Raw genomic sequence first — 16721 nt, forward strand, 5'->3', positions numbered from 1 at the left:
ATGCTGCAACCAAATCGCCGCAAGTTCCGCAAGGAGCACAAGGGGCGCAACGAAGGTCTGGCTACCCGCGGCACCAAGGTGTCGTTCGGTGAGTGGGGCCTGAAGGCGACCGGTCGTGGTCGCTTGACGGCTCGTCAGATCGAAGCTGCCCGCCGTGCAATGACTCGTCACATTAAGCGTGGCGGCCGCATCTGGATTCGTATTTTCCCGGATAAGCCAGTTTCGAAGAAGCCTGCCGAAGTCCGTATGGGTAACGGTAAGGGGAATCCGGAATACTGGGTTGCTGAAATCCAGCCGGGTAAAGTTCTATATGAAATGGATGGCGTGAATGAAGCGCTGGCTCGCGAGGCTTTTGCCCTTGCTGCTGCCAAGTTGCCGATTGCCACCACCTTCGTGACTCGTCATCTGGGGTAATCATGAAAGCTAGTGAATTGAGAACCAAGAGCGTGGACGAGCTCAACAAGGAATTGCTGGACCTGTTGAGGGCCCAGTTCGGTATGCGTATGCAGCTCGCTACCCAGCAGCTGTCCAATACCAGCCAAATGTCCAAGGTGCGTCGCGACATCGCTCGCGTTCGCACGCTTATCCGTGAAAAGGCGGTGCAGCAATGAGCGAAACCACCAGTAGCAAACGTACTCTCGTCGGTCGTGTTGTCAGCGACAAGATGGAAAAGACGGTTACCGTCCTCGTCGAACGTAAGGTCAAGCACCCCATGTACGGCAAGGTGATGGTTCGTTCCAAAAAGTATCACGCCCACAATGAGGGTAATTCGGCCAGGGCTGGCGATCTCGTCGAGATCGTCGAAACCCGTCCGGTTTCTCGCACGAAGACTTGGGCAGTGACAAGTGTTCTTGAGAAGGCGATCGTCGTATAACGAAAGTTTCTTAAAATGCTTGCGCAGTCTTGAGAGAAGCCGGTATAATCCGGCTTCTTTTTTGCAGACGTCTTCCTGACAGACTGCAAATTTGTTCAACCCGTACGGGTTCCAAGACTGACCGCGCAGGCGGATTAAGTTGGAGTTAATTTAAATGATTCAGATGCAGACAACTCTGGATGTCGCCGATAACACCGGCGCACGTTCAGTAATGTGTATCAAAGTGCTGGGTGGGTCCAGGCGCCGTTATGCAGGCATTGGTGACATCATCAAGGTCAGCATCAAGGATGCTGCGCCGCGTGGCCGCGTCAAAAAAGGCGACGTATATAACGCCGTGGTGGTTCGTACCGCCAAGGGTGTTCGTCGTGCGGATGGCTCGCTGGTTCGCTTTGATGGCAATGCCGCAGTTCTTCTCAACAACAAGCTCGAGCCGATCGGCACGCGCATCTTTGGCCCGGTGACCCGCGAACTGCGTACCGAGCGCTTTATGAAGATCGTGTCCTTGGCTCCAGAAGTGCTGTAAGGGGCTGGCCATGGAAAAAATTCGTAAAGGCGACGAAATCGTCGTTGTTACCGGTAAAGACAAGGGCAAGCGCGGTACCGTGCTACGTCGTGTCGATGATGAGCATGTGCTTGTCGAGGGTGTCAATCGTGCCAAGAAGCACGTGAAGCCGAATCCTGTAAAGGGTGTGGCTGGTGGCATCGTAGATAAAGATATGCCTATTCATATCTCCAATGTTGCGCTGTTTAATCCTGCTACCAAGAAAGCCGATCGCGTTGGCTTCAAGGCGCTTGATGACGGCCGCAAGGTTCGCGTGTTCAAGTCGAACGGCGAACTGGTAAACGCATAAGGAGTGGTCATGGCGCGTTTGCAGCAGTTTTACAAGGACACCGTTGTTGCTGATCTGAGTAAACAATTCGGTTACAAGTCCGTTATGGAAGTCCCGCGTATCACCAAGATCACCCTGAACATGGGTGTCGGTGAGGCTGTCGCGGATAAGAAGGTTCTCGAAAATGCCGTTGGCGACATGCAGAAGATCGCAGGTCAAAAGCCGGTGACGACCAAGGCCCGCAAGTCTATTGCTGGCTTCAAGATTCGTGACGGCTACCCGATTGGTTGCATGGTCACGCTTCGTGGTCCGCGCATGTTCGAATTCCTTGATCGCTTGGTGACTATTGCTTTGCCTCGTGTTCGCGACTTCCGTGGTGTTTCTGGCAAGGGTTTTGATGGCCAGGGCAACTACAACATGGGTGTCAAAGAGCAGATCATTTTCCCGGAAATCGAGTACGACAAGATCGATGCTCTCCGGGGTATGAACATCAGCATCACCACGACCGCGAAATCCGACGCAGAAGCCAAGGCTCTGTTGGCGGCGTTCAAGTTCCCGTTCAAGAATTGAGGCAATCATGGCAAAACTTGCTCTGATCAACCGTGAAGAAAAGCGCCGCAAGCTGGTGGCTCAGTACGCCAAGAAGCGTGCTGCCCTCGAGGCGATTTTCAATAACGCGAGCCTGTCTGACGATGAGCGTTACGCTGCCCGTCTGAAGTTCCAGGCCTTGCCGCGTAACTCGAGCCCGTCTCGTCTGCGCAATCGTTGCCAGCTGACCGGTCGTCCGCGTGGTGTTTTCCGTAAGTTCGGTCTGTGCCGTCACAAGATCCGCGAACTGGCCTTCAATGGCGAAGTTCCGGGTGTTGTTAAAGCCAGCTGGTAAAAAGGAGATTCAGAAATGGCTATGAGCGATCCGATCGCGGACATGCTGACTCGCATCCGCAACGCCCAGCTCGCCGAAAAGGCGTCTGTCTCCATGCCCTCGTCCAAAGTCAAGGTGGCCATTGCTGCTGTGCTGAAAGATGAAGGCTACGTCGATGATTTCGCAGTTCGTCAGGCTGATGGCAAGCCGACCCTCGAGATTGCACTCAAGTATTACGCCGGTCGTCCGGTCATTGAGCGCATCGAGCGTGTTTCCAAGCCTGGTCTGCGTATTTACAAGGGCTGCGAGGATATTCCTCGCGTCATGAACGGTTTGGGTGTCGCCATTGTGTCGACTCCCAAGGGCGTCATGACTGATCGCAAGGCTCGCGCCAGCAAGGTCGGCGGCGAAGTTCTTTGCATCGTGGCGTAAGGGGAAATTTATGTCTCGTATTGGTAAGAATCCAATTATTCTCCCCGCCGGCGTTGAAGTTTCGGTTGGTGAGCAAATCACTGTCAAGGGCCCGCTGGGTTCCTTGAAGACGATTGCTCATCCGTCCGTAAAGGTTTCCGTCGAAGGTCAGAATGTTCAGGTGTCCAAGATTGATGGTGCGGTGAATGCCGATGCCATGTGGGGCACGATGCGTGCGAATCTGAACAATATGGTTAACGGTGTGTCCAAGGGCTTCGAGCGCAAGCTTCAGTTGGTTGGCGTGGGATATCGCGCCCAGGCTCAGGGCGATGTCCTGAATCTGTCGCTGGGCTTTTCACATCCTGTGGCGCATAAGATGCCCGCAGGTGTGAAGGTCGAGTGCCCGACCCAGACCGAAATCCTGATCAAGGGGGCTGACAAGCAACAGGTCGGCCAGGTTGCTGCCGAAGTTCGTGCATATCGTAAGCCGGAGCCCTACAAGGGCAAGGGCGTTCGGTACTCGGACGAAGTGGTGGTTATCAAGGAAACCAAGAAGAAGTAAGGGTGGCATATGTTTAATAAGAAACAAGCGCGTTTGCGCCGTTCCCGCCAAACCCGGGCCAAAATTGCCGAGCTTAAGGCTGTTCGGTTGTGTGTCAATCGCACCAACTGTCATATTTACGCACAGATCATTTCGCCTTGCGGCGGTAAGGTTCTGGCTTCGGCTTCCACGCTGGAAACGGGTGTCCGCAATGACATTCCGAACGGCGGTAACAAGGCTGCTGCCACTTCGGTGGGCAAGCTGATTGCCGAGCGCGCCAAGGCGGCCGGCATTGAGCAGGTGGCTTTTGATCGTTCCGGCCTTCAGTATCACGGTCGTGTTCAGGCGTTGGCGGAAGCTGCGCGTGAAGCCGGTCTGAAGTTCTGATTGCTGCGAAAGGATAAGGTTAGAAAATGGCTAAACCTGATAGAAACAAGAAGCCGCAACAGAATGAAGAGCGCGATGATGGCATGCGCGAAAAAATGGTTGCGGTCAATCGCGTCACCAAAGTGGTTAAGGGCGGCCGTATTCTCGGTTTCGCAGCCCTGACCGTTGTCGGTGACGGCGATGGCAGCATCGGCATGGGCAAGGGCAAGTCCCGCGAAGTCCCGGTCGCTGCCCAAAAGGCAATGGATGAGGCTCGTCGCAAGATGGCCAAGGTCAGCCTGAAGAACGGCACTGTTCATCACACCGTGATGGGCCGTCATGGCGCAACGACCGTGATGATCCAGCCGGCTCCCGAAGGTACTGGCATTATCGCTGGCGGCGCTATGCGTGCCGTCTTCGAGGTCGTCGGCGTCACCAATGTGGTTGCCAAGGCTCATGGCTCAACCAATCCCTACAATATCGTGCGTGCCACTATCGACGGTTTGTCGAAGGTGAATACGCCGGCCGAGATCGCCGCCAAGCGTGGTCTATCGGTTGAGCGAGTCCTGGGGTAAGTCATGGCTGACAAGAAAATCACAGTGAAGCTCGTCAAGAGCATCATCGGTACGAAGCAGGATCACCGCGCTACGGTGCGTGGTCTTGGTCTTCGTAAGCTGAATAGTTCTTCTGAACTGGTGGATACGCCGGCAGTGCGCGGCATGATCCAGAAGGTTCAGTATCTCGTCAAGGTTGAGGGTTAAGCCATGCGTCTGAATACCATCAAGCCGGGTGAAGGCTCCAAGAAAGCCGCCAAGCGCGTCGGTCGTGGCATCGGTTCCGGTCTCGGCAAGACCTGCGGTCGTGGCCACAAGGGTCAAAAATCCCGTTCGGGCGGCTTCCACAAAGTTGGCTTCGAGGGCGGTCAAATGCCTTTGCAGCGTCGCCTGCCGAAGCGCGGTTTCAAGTCGCTGACCCGCGCCCGCAACTACGAAGTTCGTCTAACCGATCTGGATCGTCTGCCGGTTGAGGAAATTGATCTTCTCGCACTGCAGGCTGCCGGTATTGTCCCGGGTGACGCTCTCTCTGCCAAGGTTATCCTTTCCGGTGCTATTGCCCGCAAGGTGGTCTTGAAGGGTGTTGGTGCCACCAAGGGTGCAAAGGCAGCTATTGAAGCAGCCGGCGGATCGATCGCTGAGTAAGTAGGGAAAGGTTAGAATTTTGGCTGCAAATCCTAATACCGTTGGCAAGGGCGGAAAGTTCGGCGATCTAAAGCGCCGGCTCTGGTTCTTGCTTGGCGCGCTGGTTGTTTACCGCATTGGCGCCCATATTCCGGTTCCCGGGATTGATCCCAATGCTCTGGCCGATCTCTTTAATTCGCAACAGGGCGGCATTCTGGGCATGTTCAACATGTTCTCGGGTGGCGCTTTGTCGCGATTTACAATTTTCGCACTGGGGATCATGCCGTACATTTCGGCGTCGATCATCATGCAACTGATGAGTGTTGCTAGCCCGCAACTTGAAGCCCTTAAAAAAGAGGGTGAGGCTGGGCGGCGCAAAATCACGCAATATACCCGCTACGGCACCGTCGTCCTTGCGCTCTTCCAGGGTCTTGGTATCGCTGTGGCGCTTGAGGCGCAGGCCGGGCTGGTTAACGATCCTGGCTTCATGTTCCGTCTGACCACGGTGTCCACGTTACTAACCGGTACGATGTTCCTGATGTGGCTTGGGGAGCAGATTACCGAGCGTGGTTTAGGCAACGGCATCTCGATCATTATCTTTGCTGGGATTGCTGCGGGCCTTCCTAATGCGATCGGTGGGTTGCTCGAACTGGTTCGAACTGGCGCGATGCATCCCCTTACGGCGTTGATTATTTGCGTTCTGGTCGTCCTCGTTACCGCGTTCGTAGTTTTCGTTGAGCGTGGTCAGCGCAAGATCTTGGTGAATTACGCCAAGCGCCAGGTTGGAAACAAGATTTATGGTGGTCAGAGTTCGCATCTGCCACTCAAGTTGAATATGTCCGGTGTTATCCCGCCGATCTTCGCTTCCTCAATCATCCTGTTTCCGGCGACCGTCGCTAACTGGTTTGGTGCTAGCGAATCAATGCACTGGTTGAAGGACGTCGCTGGCACCTTGTCGCCGGGCCAGCCGATTTACGTAATGCTTTACGCCTCGGCAATCGTATTTTTCTGTTTTTTCTATACCGCCCTTGTGTTCAACTCCAAGGAGACGGCGGATAACCTGAAAAAGAGTGGTGCATTTGTTCCTGGTATTCGTCCGGGTGAACAAACTGCTCGCTACATCGACAAGATCTTGATGCGCCTGACGCTGATTGGCGCGGCCTACATCACTGTCGTTTGCCTGTTGCCGGAATTCTTGATTTTAAAGTGGAATGTGCCGTTCTATTTCGGCGGTACGTCGTTGCTGATTATCGTTGTTGTGACCATGGATTTTATGTCGCAGGTTCAGGCATACGTCATGTCCCACCAATATGAAAGCCTGCTGAAAAAGGCAAATTTCAAAGGCTCGCCGATGATCAAGTAATCGCCTATGGCAAAAGATGATTACATGGAAATTCAAGTGAGGTCGTTGAAAACCTCCCAAATGCGACCTTCAAGGTCAAGTTGGAAAATGGCCACGTTGTGCTGGATTTTATTTCCTGAAAGATGCGTATGCACTACATACGAATTCTTCCTGGGGATAAGGTAACCGTGCAATTAACGCCGTACGATTTAAGCAAAGCCCGGATAGTTTTCCGGGCCGAGTAAAGAGTTCTCTACGCAATAAACCGCAGGGCAAGGAATCACGGCTGCTTCCAAGCTCTCGCAGACGAGGAGTAAAACATGAAAGTGCAACCTTCAGTGAAGCGCGTTTGCCGCAATTGCAAAGTTATCCGTCGCAAGGGTGTCGTTCGCGTCATTTGCAAGGATCCGCGTCATAAGCAGCGCCAGGGTTGATTTCCTGGTGAGTCCGGCATTCGTTAATTTTGGAAATATTGGAGTGATTCAATGGCCCGTATTGCAGGGGTAAACATTCCGAACCATCAGCATGCAGAAATCGCTCTGACTGCGATTTTCGGCATCGGCCGTACCCGCGCACAGAAAATCTGTGACGCGGCCGGCATCGTTCGTTCTACCAAAATGAAGGACCTGTCCGATGCGGACATGGATCGTCTGCGTGACGAAGTGGGCAAATTCACCGTAGAAGGTGATCTGCGCCGCGAAGTCACAATGAACATCAAGCGCTTGATGGACCTCGGTTGCTACCGTGGTCTGCGCCATCGCAAGGGCTTGCCCTGCCGTGGTCAGCGCACCCGGACCAATGCTCGTACTCGCAAGGGTCCGCGCAAGGCCATTGCTGGCAAGAAGTAATAGGGACAGAACATGGCAAAGACTGCTACCAAAGTTCGCAAAAAGGTTAAAAAGAACGTCGCTGAGGGCATCGCCCACATCCACGCATCGTTCAATAACACCATCATCACCATTACCGACCGCCAGGGCAATGCATTGTCCTGGGCGACATCGGGTGGCGCAGGCTTCCGCGGTTCGCGTAAGTCCACGCCGTTCGCTGCCCAGGTTGCTGCTGAAGCCGCCGGTAAGGCTGCTCAAGAATGCGGCGTCAAGAATCTGGAAGTGCGTATCAAGGGCCCAGGTCCTGGTCGTGAATCGTCGGTCCGCGCACTCAATGCGCTGGGCATGAAGATCACCGCTATTTCCGACGTGACGCCGGTGCCGCATAACGGTTGCCGTCCGCCCAAAAAGCGCCGCATCTAAGGAGAAAGACAAGTGGCTCGTAATCTCGATCCGAAATGCCGTCAGTGCCGCCGCGAAGGCGAAAAGCTGTTCCTGAAGGGCGAAAAGTGTTTTACCGACAAGTGCGCCATTGAGCGTCGCTCGTACGCTCCTGGTCAACATGGTCAAAAATCAGGTGCTCGCCTGTCTGACTATGGCGTCCATTTGCGCGCAAAACAGAAGATCCGTCGTGTTTACGGCGTATTGGAAGGCCAGTTCCGCAAGACGTTTGCCGAAGCTGATCGTCGCAAAGGCCAGACTGGTGAAAATCTGCTTCAGTTGCTTGAAGCCCGTCTGGACTCGGTTGCCTACCGTATGGGTTTTGGTGCCTCGCGTACCGAATCCCGTCAGATCGTTCGCCACAACGGCGTTCTGGTAAACGGCAAGCGCTGCAACATCCCTTCCTTTATCGTCAAGCCTGGTGATGTCGTCCAGTTGACCGATCGTGCACGTGCGTCCTTGCGTTGCAAGGCTGCGCTGGAAGCTGCAGAGTCTCGCGGTTTCCCAGAGTGGATTTCTGTGGATATCAAGGAAGGCAAGGGCACATTCAAGGCCATGCCGCAGCGCTCTGAGCTGCCGGCGACCCTGAATGAAGGTCTCGTCATCGAACTTTACTCGAAGTAAGCACTGAGCAGAGGATCTAGCCCATGCAAAGCAGTGGACTTCTTAAGCCCCGTATTATCGACGTGCAGAGTGTTTCGCCCGTGCAAGCCAAAGTGGTCATGGAGCCGTTCGAACGCGGTTATGGCCACACCCTTGGCAACGCGCTGCGTCGCATCCTTCTGTCCTCGATGGTCGGGTACGCACCGACTGAGGTTGGTATCGATGGCGTTCTTCACGAATACTCCACCGTTGATGGCGTTCAGGAAGATGTCGTTGACATCCTTTTGAATCTCAAAGGCGTCGTATTCAAGCTTCACAATCGTGACGTTGTCAATCTGAAATTGGTCAAGGAAGGTGAAGGCCCCGTCCGTGCCGGCGATATTGAATTGCCGCACGATGTGGAAATCATCAATCCGGAACACGTGATTGCTCACCTCTCTACCGGCGGCAAGCTGTCGATGGAGATCAAGGTGGAAAAAGGCCGTGGCTATGTGCCTGGCAATATGCGCAATCTCGGCGATGCCAAGACAATCGGCAAACTCGTGCTGGATGCTTCTTTCAGCCCGATTCGTCGCGTTGCCTACTCGGTTGAAAGCGCTCGCGTCGAACAGCGTACTGATTTGGACAAGTTGATTGTCGATATCGAAACCAACGGTGTTGTCGAGCCGGAAGAAGCCATCCGCTACGCCGCACGCGTGCTGATGGAGCAGCTTTCGGTCTTCGCCGATCTGGAGGGCACCGCTCCTGTGGCCGAGGCTTCCAAGCCGGCTCAGGTTGACCCGGTTCTGCTCCGCCCGGTAGATGATCTTGAACTGACGGTTCGTTCCGCGAACTGCCTGAAGGCCGAGAACATTTATTACATTGGCGATCTGATTCAGCGTACCGAAAATGAACTTCTCAAGACTCCGAATCTGGGTCGCAAATCTCTTAACGAGATCAAGGAAGTTTTGGCCGCTCGTGGTTTGACGCTTGGCATGAAACTGGAGAATTGGCCGCCCGCCGGTCTGGAAAAGGCGTAAGCCTTTTTCAGCACGGGTCGTCAAGGGACGCCTGCAGAATATAGAAAGGATTAACCATGCGTCACCGCAATGGACTTCGCAAACTGAACCGTACCAGCAGCCATCGTTTGGCGATGCTGCGCAACATGACTGTTTCCCTGCTCAAGCACGAGGCTATCAAGACCACCGTGCCGAAAGCAAAGGAACTTCGTCGTGTTGTCGAACCAATGATCACCCTCGGCAAGACTCCGACGCTGGCTAACAAGCGTCTGGCTTTTGACCGTCTGCGTGACCGCGATATCGTGGTCAAGTTATTCGCCGAAATCGGCCCGCGTTACGCAACTCGCCCGGGTGGCTACCTTCGCATTTTGAAGTGTGGTTTCCGTGTTGGTGACAATGCACCGATGGCGTTCGTCGAGCTGGTCGATCGTCCGGAAATTACGGAAGCAGTTGAAATTGAAGAGACCGCCGCCTGATAGGGCTGGATGCTTCTTTGAAATTAAAAAGGCCGGAATTTCCGGCCTTTTTAATGGGTGCAATCTTCTGCGATATCATGGGCAGTCGATTAACATCAGAGAAATATCGTCGCTCGCCGGGCAGGTGCTCTGATGACGAATGAGTGCTGTCTCGATTTTTTCGAATCGGCTGGAAGGTGAGGTATTCGCTGCTGCGGCGATCAGGCCTTCAGCGCCAAATTGAATATTGTCCGGGTTGGTCGCTTCGAGCAGTCCATCCGAGCAAAGAACAAGTTGGCTTTCGGCTTCCCAGCTGAAGTGATGCGGATCTCCTCCCAGTTCGTTATTATTAACGATGCCAAGCGGGAGATTGTCTGACGGGAATCGTTGTGCAACACGTCCCCAACGGTCGAATAGAAACGCTTCCGGCGTTCCGCCAACCCAGATATCTCCCTTGCGGGTTGTTTCGTCCAGGCTCAACAATGTAATTGCTACAAATCGACCAATTGGCATCGATTGCTTTAGCTGCTGATTAAGTTCCAGCACGATATCGCGAATAGATCGACTTCGGGTGGTCATGCGATAGAACAACGCCAAGACCGGCAGCACGCTGATCGCTGCAGTTAGGCCATGGCCTGTGGCGTCTGCGAGTAATGCGTAAAAACGACCGTCAGGGGATCGGGATGCAGCGACGATATCGCCACTGAAATTTTCTGCTGCGATTACTTTGTAGCGTAGTCGGGGGTCTTGTAATTCACTACGGTGCAACTGCTTTTCCATCAAGCGAAGCGCTAGCTGCTGTTCTGCCTGTGTCTGGTCAAAATAAGTTTGTAGTTGCCTAGCATTTTCGCGGAGCTTTTGCTCGGTTCGCTTGCGCTCAGATATATCCCGAATGACACCAATGATCATTCGTTGATTCTCGAGAGTGATCTGGGATAGGGAAATCGTGCCGGGAAACAGGTGGCCATCCTTGTGTAGCGCTTCGATCTCTCGCTCTTGGCCGATAGTCAGTTGCAGATTGACTGATCCAAAATTTCTAACAGCCTCTTCGTCTCCAGAAGCAGCAGTCGCCGGCATCAGCATGGATATGTTTTTTCCAACCATTTCGGCGCTGCTCCAGCCGAAAATACGTTCAGTGGACTGATTTACTGAAACGATTTTCCCGTCTTCGTCGCTTGTAATGATTGCGTCAAGCACGTTGTCCGAAATGGTTTGAACACGCCGTAGTGATTCGATTGACTGCTGCTGCAACGCGAGGGAGCGTTGCATGGACCGTAATTTCGCTTCGAGAACGACAAAATTGATTGGTTTGGTCAGATAGTCGTCGGCACCAGCATCAAGTCCTTCGACTAGATTCTCATCGCGATTGAGGGCTGAGAGAAAAATGACCGGGGTCCATCGGTCTCGGGTCATCGCTTTGATGCGGCGAGCAGCTTCGAAGCCGTCCATAACCGGCATCATGATGTCCAGCAATACCAAATCTGGAGACTCCGATTCGAACTTGCGCACAGCTTCTTCGCCGTTTTCAGCGAGAACGACGTCATGTCCGAGTTTTTTCAGGAAAACCTGAAGAATGTGCAGGTTGGTGCGGTTGTCATCAACTGCGAGCACCTTTATCTTGGTCATTATCGAATTCATGGTCGAGTCTTGCTCGCGGTCAACTTGGCGACAAAGCCGGGTTAATGCGGTGGTTTGTTCCGGAAGGCAATCGTATCATGCGACCTCGGCCCGATAAGTGGACTGGTTGCTATTCGCCTGCGATTGCCTTGGTGTTCCGGTCTTCTTGTTGTTGCAGCACCCACATTCGCGCGTAGGTTCCATTGGCTGAGAGCAAAGCCCCATGAGTACCACGCTCAATGATGCGCCCCTCGCTCATGACCAGGATTTCGTTGGCATTCATTACCGTGGAAAGGCGGTGGGCGATGACGAGCGTAGTGTGACCAATCGCAACCTGTTCAAGTTGGCCCTGGATGGCTCGTTCTGTCGCAGAGTCAAGCGCAGAGGTGGCCTCGTCAAAAATCAGGATGGGTGGATTTTTCAACAAAGCACGGGCAATAGCGACGCGCTGCTTCTCGCCACCGGATAGCTTGAGGCCGCGTTCGCCAACGCGAGTTTCGTATTTGAGCGGGAGAGACTCGATGAAGCCATGCAACTGGGCCGCGCGCGCAGCGGCAAAGACCTCATCGCGGCTTGCTTCCGGGCGACCGTAGTTGATGTTGTAGAAGATGGTGTCATTGAATAGCACGGTATCCTGCGGCACGATGCCAATCGCCGCACGCAGGCTGCCTTGTTTCAGATTGCGCAGGTCATGGCCGTTGATCCTGATGGCGCCGCCGGTGGCATCATAAAAACGGTAGAGCAGTCGCGACAACGTTGATTTGCCGGCGCCGGAGTGGCCGACCACCGCGACAGTCTTGCCCGGCGGGATGACAAAGCTGAGGCTGTTAAGGATCTGCCGATTCGGTTCATAGGAAAAATCCACGGCATCGAAATTTATTTGCAAGGGGCCGGTGGGCAGATCGCGAGCATCGGGTGCGTCCGCAATTTCCCGGTTTTCCCCAAGTAACCGGAACATCCGCTCGATATCGGTCAGTGCCTGGCGAATTTCACGATAGACGACGCCGAGAAAATTCAAGGGAATGTAGAGTTGAATCAGGAAGGCGTTGACCAGTACGAGGTCGCCGATTGTCATTTGCCCGTCTACCACGCCGCTTGCGGCGCGCCACATCATTGCCGTGACGCCAAGGGCGATAATGGCCTGCTGGCCGATGTTTAGGGTGGCCAGTGTAGTCTGGCTGCGGGTGGCCGCTTCCTCCCATTTGAGCAGCTGTTCGTCGTAGCGGCGGGCTTCCCAGGTTTCGTTGTTGAAATATTTGACCGTCTCGTAGTTGAGCAGGCTGTCGATGGCGCGTGTATTGGCGGCCGAGTCGCTTTCATTCACGGCACGACGGATGTCGATGCGCCAGTTGCTGACTTTGACAGTAAAAACGATGTAGCTGACCAGCGAGACCAGCGTAATCAAGACGAAGCCGATATCGTATTTGAAGAACAGTATGCCGAGTACCAGCCCCATTTCGACCAGCGTCGGCAGGATTGAGTAAAGTGTGTAGGAGATCAGGCTGGAGATCGAGCGGCTACCGCGTTCGATGTCGCGCGAAATGCCACCGGTTTGCCGTTCCAGATGAAAGCGCAGTGACAGTGCATGCAGATGGCGAAAAACCTCCAGTGACACTTGGCGGACGGCGCGTTGCGTGACGCGGGCGAAGAGAATTTCGCGCAACTCGGTAAACAGGGAGGTCGAAAAGCGCAGGACGCCATACAGGATCAGAAGCAGAATCGGCAAGGCAAGCCGTTGCTCGGTGACGGAAAGGCTGTCGATCATCTCCTTGAATATCAACGGTACGCTGACATTCGTTACCTTGGCCCCGATCAGGCAGGCCATCGCGGCCACCACGCGCAGCCGGTAACGCCACAGGTAGGGGAATAGTGTACGCAGGGTCAGCCAGATATGACTGTCGGGCAGCGGTTGCCCGGCGGGCGGTTTGGGGAGGGCGGTGCTGCGGCGCATAATGAAGCCTGACGGGGAAGTAAACGTTTGAAGTAATTTCTGCGAGTATATGAAAACTGCCCGCTTTCCGGGAAAATCACCAGACATTTCGATTTTGGACAAATATGCCGGTTGACCGTCTCACGCTCCCCAACAAGCACTGCACGCTGCGTCTCATGCCTATGCCCGCCGAACTCAACCCGCATGGTGATGTTTTTGGTGGTTGGGTCATGGCTCATGTCGACGTAGCAGGGGCTATTCCCGCCATGCATCGAGCGCAAGGTCGTGTCGCCACGGTGTCGGTGAACTCTTTTCTTTTCAAACAGCCCATTTCGGTCGGGGACATTGTCAGTTTCTACGCTGATATAGTCCGGGTTGGTTCGACTTCAATCACGGTCAAGGTCGAGGTTTATGCCGAGCGCAATTACGCGGCGCCGATCATCGTCAAGGTGACGGAAGCGGAGCTGACCTATGTGGCGATTGATGGCGACGGTATGAAGCGTAAGGTTCCGCCCGAAAACTCAACGAAAATGGTCTAAAATCCAAGGGTTAATCAATTACCCCGTTTGTTAGGGAGTTATCCAATGAATAAAATGACCCTGCGCGCTTTACCTGCCTTGTTGCTGGTTGCGTTTTCCGGTGCTGCTTCTGCCGCCGCTTTTCAGCTTTTGGAACAGAATGCCAGCGGCCTTGGCACTGCCTATGCCGGCTCAGCTGCAGTGGCGGACAACGCCAGCACGATATACTTTAATCCGGCAGGGATGACCCAACTCGGCGGATACCAGCTTTCTGCTGGTTTGACCGGTGTTCGGCCGAATTACGAATATCGCGATCAGGCCGGGGTGAAATCAGGCGGCGATGCAGGTAGCTGGGGCGCGGTTCCCAACGCCTATTTGTCCGGCCAACTGACTAAAGATCTATTTGTCGGCGTTGGCGTGTCAGCACCATTCGGGCTGGCTACCGAATATGACAGTGCCTGGGCCGGACGGCTTATCGCCATCAAATCAAAAATCACCACGGTCAACCTCAATCCGTCCATTGCCTACCGGGTCAACGACAAGGTATCGCTGGGCTTTGGCCTGAATTACCAGAAAATTGATGCGGAACTGACCAGAACTGGCGTTGATCTCAAAGGCGACGATACGTCCTGGGGCTGGAATGCGGGTGCATTGTTCACCCTTTCTCCTGCCATGCGAGTCGGCGTTTCCTATCGCTCTCCAATCAAATACACCCTTGAAGGCACACTCAACGGGTCGCTTCCGATCCGAGCCGATGTCAAGTTGCCGGACACCTTTATCCTGTCTGTGTGGCAGCAGGTGTCTGATCGCTGGGAAGCGATGGGTGATCTTTCCTATACGCGCTGGGGCTCTCTGGACAGTCTGACCGTGGTTAGCCGGAATTCCGGTGCGCCGATTGGTGCCCCCGAGGTTTTCAATTACGAAAATTCCTGGCGCTTTGCCTGGGGCGCCGCTTACAAGGCCAGCCAGTCCGCCAAAGTCAAGTTTGGCATTGCCTTTGACCGCACGCCGGTGCGCGATCAATACCGTTCTCCGCGTGTGCCGGATAACAACCGCCTGTGGCTCTCGCTGGGTGGCCAGTGGAATACCGGCAGCTACGGCAAGGTTGATGTTGGTTATTCCTATCTTTATGTCCTCGACCCCGTCATTTCCCAGCCCGGCCTGCTCGGCAAGTACGACGCCAGTGCCCATGTGCTGGGTGCGCAATATTCGGTGGGTTTCTAAACTGACGGCGCAGGGGGCAAAATGCCGGCGCTTGAACTGGGCGGCATGACGCTGGGGCTGCGTGAAGGCGTGATGATCCTGATCGCGCTGGTCGCGGTCTACATGGCTTTTGTTATTTGGCGCATGCGCCGCTTGCGCAAGCCGTCGAGCACTAATGCCGAGTCCACGGCGCCGTTGGTAGTCTCAGACCAGTTGCCACCACATGTTGCCGAAATCGACGAAAAGTGGGCACAGGCCTCCGAAGAAATCGCGGGCGGCGCCCTGCGTAGCGGGCTGGAACAGGAGCTTGACCAGTTGCGCAATGAAGTCGATGCCATGCGTGGCGAACTGGCTGCCCTGCGTGATGACATGTTGCACGAATTGGCTCATCTGCGAGCCAGCCAGACGGTTTCCCCGATTTATGGTGATGCGATGCAGATGGCTGCCTCCGGTTACGACCCGCTGGCGATTGCCGAACGTTGTGGCATCGCGCGGGCCGAAGCAGAACTGGTTGTCGCTCTGGCCAAAAGCCAGGATCGCTGAGGTAGGGAATGACAGAACAAGAAAAAGTGGCGGATAACGAAGAACACGCAGGCGATATCCGCAGCAAGCTGATTACCCGTCTGGCGGTTGCTGCCGTGTTGGTCGCCTTGCTGCTAGGCATGTTGGCCTTCTTCGATTATCTGTCCACCGCACCGGATGATTCCGAAGGGATGGTGTTTACCAAGCCTGTCCCGGTTGTGCCGAAAAAGCAGCTGATCCAGCCGGTGACGCCAGTGGACAATCTGCCAGAGCCACCGGTGCCTGAAAAGACCGAAGCACCGGTTGAAAAGTCGCCTTCGCCTACTGTCGAAGCGAATGTGCCGGCTGTTGTCGAGGCCAAGCCGGATGCAGTTTCGGAAAATCGGCAAAAATCCCCGTCGACCGTAGCAAGCCAAAAAACAGCGGTTGTACGGAGTACGGCGCCTGTCATCCAGCAGGGTCTGCCGGAGTCTGAGGGGGCGCCTGCACCAGAAAGCACACCGGCGCTACAACGAGCGCATGTTCCCGTCGAGCCGGTGGCCACCAAGCCCTCAGCCCGAGTTCTGGAGGCAAAGCCAGCTAGCGTCGCGGCACCCGCCGTCTCTCGGCTATTCTCTGGTTTCTTGTTGCAGGCAGGGGTGTTTTCCAGTGTTCAGCGTGCTGAGGAATTGCATGCGCGCCTGACGCTGAGCGGTGTTCCCTCTTCCTTGGAAACACGGGTTCAGGTCGGCCCGTTCAAGACCAAGCAAGAGGCGGAGGCCGCACAGTCCAAGCTAAAGGAACTGGGCGTCGAGACCATTCTCGTGCCGCCCAGAGGCAAAAACTAGCCCGTTCAGGGCATGCCTGGCAGGCGCGGCAGGCCAAGGCTGCGCCGGATTTCCCGATGCAGTTCCAGGGGCGGTGGCAACGGCATATCCCGTTGGCGCGGTTCTTCATAACGTCGATTGTCGTAGCGCCGATCATCGTAGTACCTGCCGCCTCGGTCGTCGTAGCGCTGGCGACCGTCGCCGTAATAAACGTTAGGACCCGAGTAGCCATAGGCCGGGTAGCTTTCGACGTATACCGGCGGTGCACGGCGATAACCCGTTTGATAAGGAACCACGGCGCAACCACCCAGTGTGCCGAGGATTACCGAGGCCAGGCTGAGACGGATAATGGTTTGCTTGAGGTTCATTGGGATGTGCTTCCTGTGGTTACGTAAGC

27 protein-coding genes and 1 pseudogene are annotated in these 16721 nt (G+C 54.9%); 25 read left to right on the plus strand and 3 right to left on the minus strand.

Annotated elements, in window-relative coordinates; all coding sequences use genetic code 11:
- The 21 genes and pseudogenes from rplP (at position 1) to rplQ (ending at position 9749) form a co-directional block, all read left to right on the plus strand.
- Entirely contained in the window at positions 1–414 is a 414-nt protein-coding gene (gene rplP / locus IPJ12_12630) for a 50S ribosomal protein L16 (GenBank protein ID MBK7647970.1), read from the plus strand.
- A gap of 2 nt (positions 415–416) precedes the next feature.
- Complete coding sequence (gene rpmC, locus IPJ12_12635; protein ID MBK7647971.1) at positions 417–611, plus strand: 50S ribosomal protein L29; 195 nt, start codon at positions 417–419, stop codon at positions 609–611.
- Positions 608–874 (plus strand): 30S ribosomal protein S17, encoded by a 267-nt coding sequence (gene rpsQ / locus IPJ12_12640; GenBank protein MBK7647972.1) that lies wholly within the window; start codon positions 608–610, stop codon positions 872–874. The genes rpmC and rpsQ overlap by 4 nt, the downstream gene beginning before the upstream one ends.
- Positions 875–1028: 154 nt before the next feature.
- Complete coding sequence (gene rplN / locus IPJ12_12645; GenBank protein ID MBK7647973.1) at positions 1029–1397, plus strand: 50S ribosomal protein L14; 369 nt, start codon at positions 1029–1031, stop codon at positions 1395–1397.
- Between the two features lie 10 nt (positions 1398–1407).
- The gene (gene rplX, locus IPJ12_12650; protein ID MBK7647974.1) at positions 1408–1725 is read left to right on the plus strand and encodes a 50S ribosomal protein L24; all 318 of its coding nucleotides are present in this window, start codon (positions 1408–1410) and stop codon (positions 1723–1725) included.
- A gap of 9 nt (positions 1726–1734) precedes the next feature.
- Complete coding sequence (gene rplE, locus IPJ12_12655) at positions 1735–2274, plus strand: 50S ribosomal protein L5 (GenBank protein ID MBK7647975.1); 540 nt, start codon at positions 1735–1737, stop codon at positions 2272–2274.
- 7 nt (positions 2275–2281) lie between these two features.
- Positions 2282–2587: a 30S ribosomal protein S14 gene (gene rpsN / locus IPJ12_12660; GenBank protein ID MBK7647976.1), complete on the plus strand. Its 306-nt coding sequence runs from the start codon at positions 2282–2284 to the stop codon at positions 2585–2587.
- Positions 2588–2602: 15 nt separating this feature from the next.
- A complete protein-coding gene (gene rpsH, locus IPJ12_12665) occupies positions 2603–2998 on the plus strand; it encodes a 30S ribosomal protein S8 (GenBank protein ID MBK7647977.1) in 396 nt (131 codons plus the stop codon).
- Positions 2999–3008: 10 nt separating this feature from the next.
- Positions 3009–3539 (plus strand): 50S ribosomal protein L6, encoded by a 531-nt coding sequence (gene rplF, locus IPJ12_12670; GenBank protein MBK7647978.1) that lies wholly within the window; start codon positions 3009–3011, stop codon positions 3537–3539.
- Positions 3540–3548: 9 nt separating this feature from the next.
- Positions 3549–3905 carry a 50S ribosomal protein L18 gene (gene rplR / locus IPJ12_12675; GenBank protein ID MBK7647979.1) on the plus strand — a complete coding sequence of 119 codons (357 nt, stop codon included), beginning with the start codon at positions 3549–3551 and terminating at the stop codon, positions 3903–3905.
- A gap of 26 nt (positions 3906–3931) precedes the next feature.
- Positions 3932–4459: a 30S ribosomal protein S5 gene (rpsE, locus tag IPJ12_12680; GenBank protein MBK7647980.1), complete on the plus strand. Its 528-nt coding sequence runs from the start codon at positions 3932–3934 to the stop codon at positions 4457–4459.
- Between the two features lie 3 nt (positions 4460–4462).
- A complete protein-coding gene (gene rpmD, locus IPJ12_12685) occupies positions 4463–4645 on the plus strand; it encodes a 50S ribosomal protein L30 (protein ID MBK7647981.1) in 183 nt (60 codons plus the stop codon).
- Positions 4646–4648: 3 nt separating this feature from the next.
- Positions 4649–5083: a 50S ribosomal protein L15 gene (gene rplO, locus IPJ12_12690; GenBank protein MBK7647982.1), complete on the plus strand. Its 435-nt coding sequence runs from the start codon at positions 4649–4651 to the stop codon at positions 5081–5083.
- 19 nt (positions 5084–5102) lie between these two features.
- Complete coding sequence (gene secY, locus IPJ12_12695; protein ID MBK7647983.1) at positions 5103–6425, plus strand: preprotein translocase subunit SecY; 1323 nt, start codon at positions 5103–5105, stop codon at positions 6423–6425.
- A gap of 80 nt (positions 6426–6505) precedes the next feature.
- Positions 6506–6649, plus strand: a pseudogene (gene infA / locus IPJ12_12700) (translation initiation factor IF-1).
- A gap of 75 nt (positions 6650–6724) precedes the next feature.
- Positions 6725–6838 carry a 50S ribosomal protein L36 gene (rpmJ, locus tag IPJ12_12705; GenBank protein ID MBK7647984.1) on the plus strand — a complete coding sequence of 38 codons (114 nt, stop codon included), beginning with the start codon at positions 6725–6727 and terminating at the stop codon, positions 6836–6838.
- 51 nt (positions 6839–6889) lie between these two features.
- On the plus strand, positions 6890–7252 hold the full coding sequence (gene rpsM, locus IPJ12_12710) for a 30S ribosomal protein S13 (protein MBK7647985.1): 363 nt from the start codon (positions 6890–6892) through the stop codon (positions 7250–7252).
- 12 nt (positions 7253–7264) lie between these two features.
- On the plus strand, positions 7265–7654 hold the full coding sequence (rpsK, locus tag IPJ12_12715; GenBank protein ID MBK7647986.1) for a 30S ribosomal protein S11: 390 nt from the start codon (positions 7265–7267) through the stop codon (positions 7652–7654).
- A gap of 12 nt (positions 7655–7666) precedes the next feature.
- Positions 7667–8296: a 30S ribosomal protein S4 gene (gene rpsD, locus IPJ12_12720; protein ID MBK7647987.1), complete on the plus strand. Its 630-nt coding sequence runs from the start codon at positions 7667–7669 to the stop codon at positions 8294–8296.
- Positions 8297–8319: 23 nt separating this feature from the next.
- Positions 8320–9294 (plus strand): DNA-directed RNA polymerase subunit alpha, encoded by a 975-nt coding sequence (rpoA, locus tag IPJ12_12725; GenBank protein ID MBK7647988.1) that lies wholly within the window; start codon positions 8320–8322, stop codon positions 9292–9294.
- A 56-nt stretch (positions 9295–9350) separates the two neighbouring features.
- Positions 9351–9749: a 50S ribosomal protein L17 gene (gene rplQ / locus IPJ12_12730; GenBank protein MBK7647989.1), complete on the plus strand. Its 399-nt coding sequence runs from the start codon at positions 9351–9353 to the stop codon at positions 9747–9749.
- Between the two features lie 75 nt (positions 9750–9824).
- On the opposite strand, the gene IPJ12_12735 is transcribed toward rplQ, so the two are convergent.
- Together IPJ12_12735 and IPJ12_12740 are read right to left on the minus strand one after the other, a co-directional pair.
- Positions 9825–11366 carry a SpoIIE family protein phosphatase gene (locus IPJ12_12735; GenBank protein ID MBK7647990.1) on the minus strand — a complete coding sequence of 514 codons (1542 nt, stop codon included), beginning with the start codon at positions 11364–11366 and terminating at the stop codon, positions 9825–9827.
- 109 nt (positions 11367–11475) lie between these two features.
- Complete coding sequence (locus tag IPJ12_12740) at positions 11476–13296, minus strand: ABC transporter ATP-binding protein/permease (protein ID MBK7647991.1); 1821 nt, start codon at positions 13294–13296, stop codon at positions 11476–11478.
- Between the two features lie 104 nt (positions 13297–13400).
- On the opposite strand from IPJ12_12740, the gene IPJ12_12745 reads away from it, so the two are divergent.
- The 4 genes from IPJ12_12745 to IPJ12_12760 are packed head-to-tail and all read left to right on the plus strand — an operon-like array spanning position 13401 to position 16345.
- On the plus strand, positions 13401–13814 hold the full coding sequence (locus IPJ12_12745) for an acyl-CoA thioesterase (GenBank protein ID MBK7647992.1): 414 nt from the start codon (positions 13401–13403) through the stop codon (positions 13812–13814).
- Between the two features lie 45 nt (positions 13815–13859).
- A complete protein-coding gene (locus IPJ12_12750; GenBank protein MBK7647993.1) occupies positions 13860–15017 on the plus strand; it encodes an outer membrane protein transport protein in 1158 nt (385 codons plus the stop codon).
- 21 nt (positions 15018–15038) lie between these two features.
- Positions 15039–15539 (plus strand): DUF2802 domain-containing protein, encoded by a 501-nt coding sequence (locus IPJ12_12755; protein ID MBK7647994.1) that lies wholly within the window; start codon positions 15039–15041, stop codon positions 15537–15539.
- Between the two features lie 8 nt (positions 15540–15547).
- Complete coding sequence (locus tag IPJ12_12760) at positions 15548–16345, plus strand: SPOR domain-containing protein (GenBank protein ID MBK7647995.1); 798 nt, start codon at positions 15548–15550, stop codon at positions 16343–16345.
- A gap of 5 nt (positions 16346–16350) precedes the next feature.
- On the opposite strand, the gene IPJ12_12765 is transcribed toward IPJ12_12760, so the two are convergent.
- Complete coding sequence (locus tag IPJ12_12765) at positions 16351–16692, minus strand: hypothetical protein (GenBank protein ID MBK7647996.1); 342 nt, start codon at positions 16690–16692, stop codon at positions 16351–16353.
- Positions 16693–16721: the final 29 nt, after the last annotated feature.

It is taken from the genome of Betaproteobacteria bacterium (assembly GCA_016709965.1).
In the GTDB taxonomy this organism is placed as follows: Bacteria; Pseudomonadota; Gammaproteobacteria; order Burkholderiales; family Rhodocyclaceae; genus Azonexus; species Azonexus amarohabitans.

Bases quoted from the DNA above. Each gene is read 5' to 3' on its own strand.
- rplP (MBK7647970.1), top strand. From the start codon at position 1: ATGCTGCAACCAAATCGCCGCAAGTTCCGCAAGGAGCACAAGGGGCGC.
- rpmC (MBK7647971.1), top strand. From the start codon at position 417: ATGAAAGCTAGTGAATTGAGAACCAAGAGCGTGGACGAGCTCAACAAG.
- rpsQ (MBK7647972.1), top strand. From the start codon at position 608: ATGAGCGAAACCACCAGTAGCAAACGTACTCTCGTCGGTCGTGTTGTC.
- rplN (MBK7647973.1), top strand. From the start codon at position 1,029: ATGATTCAGATGCAGACAACTCTGGATGTCGCCGATAACACCGGCGCA.
- rplX (MBK7647974.1), top strand. From the start codon at position 1,408: ATGGAAAAAATTCGTAAAGGCGACGAAATCGTCGTTGTTACCGGTAAA.
- rplE (MBK7647975.1), top strand. From the start codon at position 1,735: ATGGCGCGTTTGCAGCAGTTTTACAAGGACACCGTTGTTGCTGATCTG.
- rpsN (MBK7647976.1), top strand. From the start codon at position 2,282: ATGGCAAAACTTGCTCTGATCAACCGTGAAGAAAAGCGCCGCAAGCTG.
- rpsH (MBK7647977.1), top strand. From the start codon at position 2,603: ATGGCTATGAGCGATCCGATCGCGGACATGCTGACTCGCATCCGCAAC.
- rplF (MBK7647978.1), top strand. From the start codon at position 3,009: ATGTCTCGTATTGGTAAGAATCCAATTATTCTCCCCGCCGGCGTTGAA.
- rplR (MBK7647979.1), top strand. From the start codon at position 3,549: ATGTTTAATAAGAAACAAGCGCGTTTGCGCCGTTCCCGCCAAACCCGG.
- rpsE (MBK7647980.1), top strand. From the start codon at position 3,932: ATGGCTAAACCTGATAGAAACAAGAAGCCGCAACAGAATGAAGAGCGC.
- rpmD (MBK7647981.1), top strand. From the start codon at position 4,463: ATGGCTGACAAGAAAATCACAGTGAAGCTCGTCAAGAGCATCATCGGT.
- rplO (MBK7647982.1), top strand. From the start codon at position 4,649: ATGCGTCTGAATACCATCAAGCCGGGTGAAGGCTCCAAGAAAGCCGCC.
- rpmJ (MBK7647984.1), top strand. From the start codon at position 6,725: ATGAAAGTGCAACCTTCAGTGAAGCGCGTTTGCCGCAATTGCAAAGTT.
- rpsM (MBK7647985.1), top strand. From the start codon at position 6,890: ATGGCCCGTATTGCAGGGGTAAACATTCCGAACCATCAGCATGCAGAA.
- rpsK (MBK7647986.1), top strand. From the start codon at position 7,265: ATGGCAAAGACTGCTACCAAAGTTCGCAAAAAGGTTAAAAAGAACGTC.
- rpoA (MBK7647988.1), top strand. From the start codon at position 8,320: ATGCAAAGCAGTGGACTTCTTAAGCCCCGTATTATCGACGTGCAGAGT.
- rplQ (MBK7647989.1), top strand. From the start codon at position 9,351: ATGCGTCACCGCAATGGACTTCGCAAACTGAACCGTACCAGCAGCCAT.
- IPJ12_12735 (MBK7647990.1), bottom strand. From the start codon at position 11,366: ATGAATTCGATAATGACCAAGATAAAGGTGCTCGCAGTTGATGACAAC.
- IPJ12_12740 (MBK7647991.1), bottom strand. From the start codon at position 13,296: ATGCGCCGCAGCACCGCCCTCCCCAAACCGCCCGCCGGGCAACCGCTG.
- IPJ12_12745 (MBK7647992.1), top strand. From the start codon at position 13,401: ATGCCGGTTGACCGTCTCACGCTCCCCAACAAGCACTGCACGCTGCGT.
- IPJ12_12750 (MBK7647993.1), top strand. From the start codon at position 13,860: ATGAATAAAATGACCCTGCGCGCTTTACCTGCCTTGTTGCTGGTTGCG.
- IPJ12_12755 (MBK7647994.1), top strand. From the start codon at position 15,039: ATGCCGGCGCTTGAACTGGGCGGCATGACGCTGGGGCTGCGTGAAGGC.
- IPJ12_12760 (MBK7647995.1), top strand. From the start codon at position 15,548: ATGACAGAACAAGAAAAAGTGGCGGATAACGAAGAACACGCAGGCGAT.
- IPJ12_12765 (MBK7647996.1), bottom strand. From the start codon at position 16,692: ATGAACCTCAAGCAAACCATTATCCGTCTCAGCCTGGCCTCGGTAATC.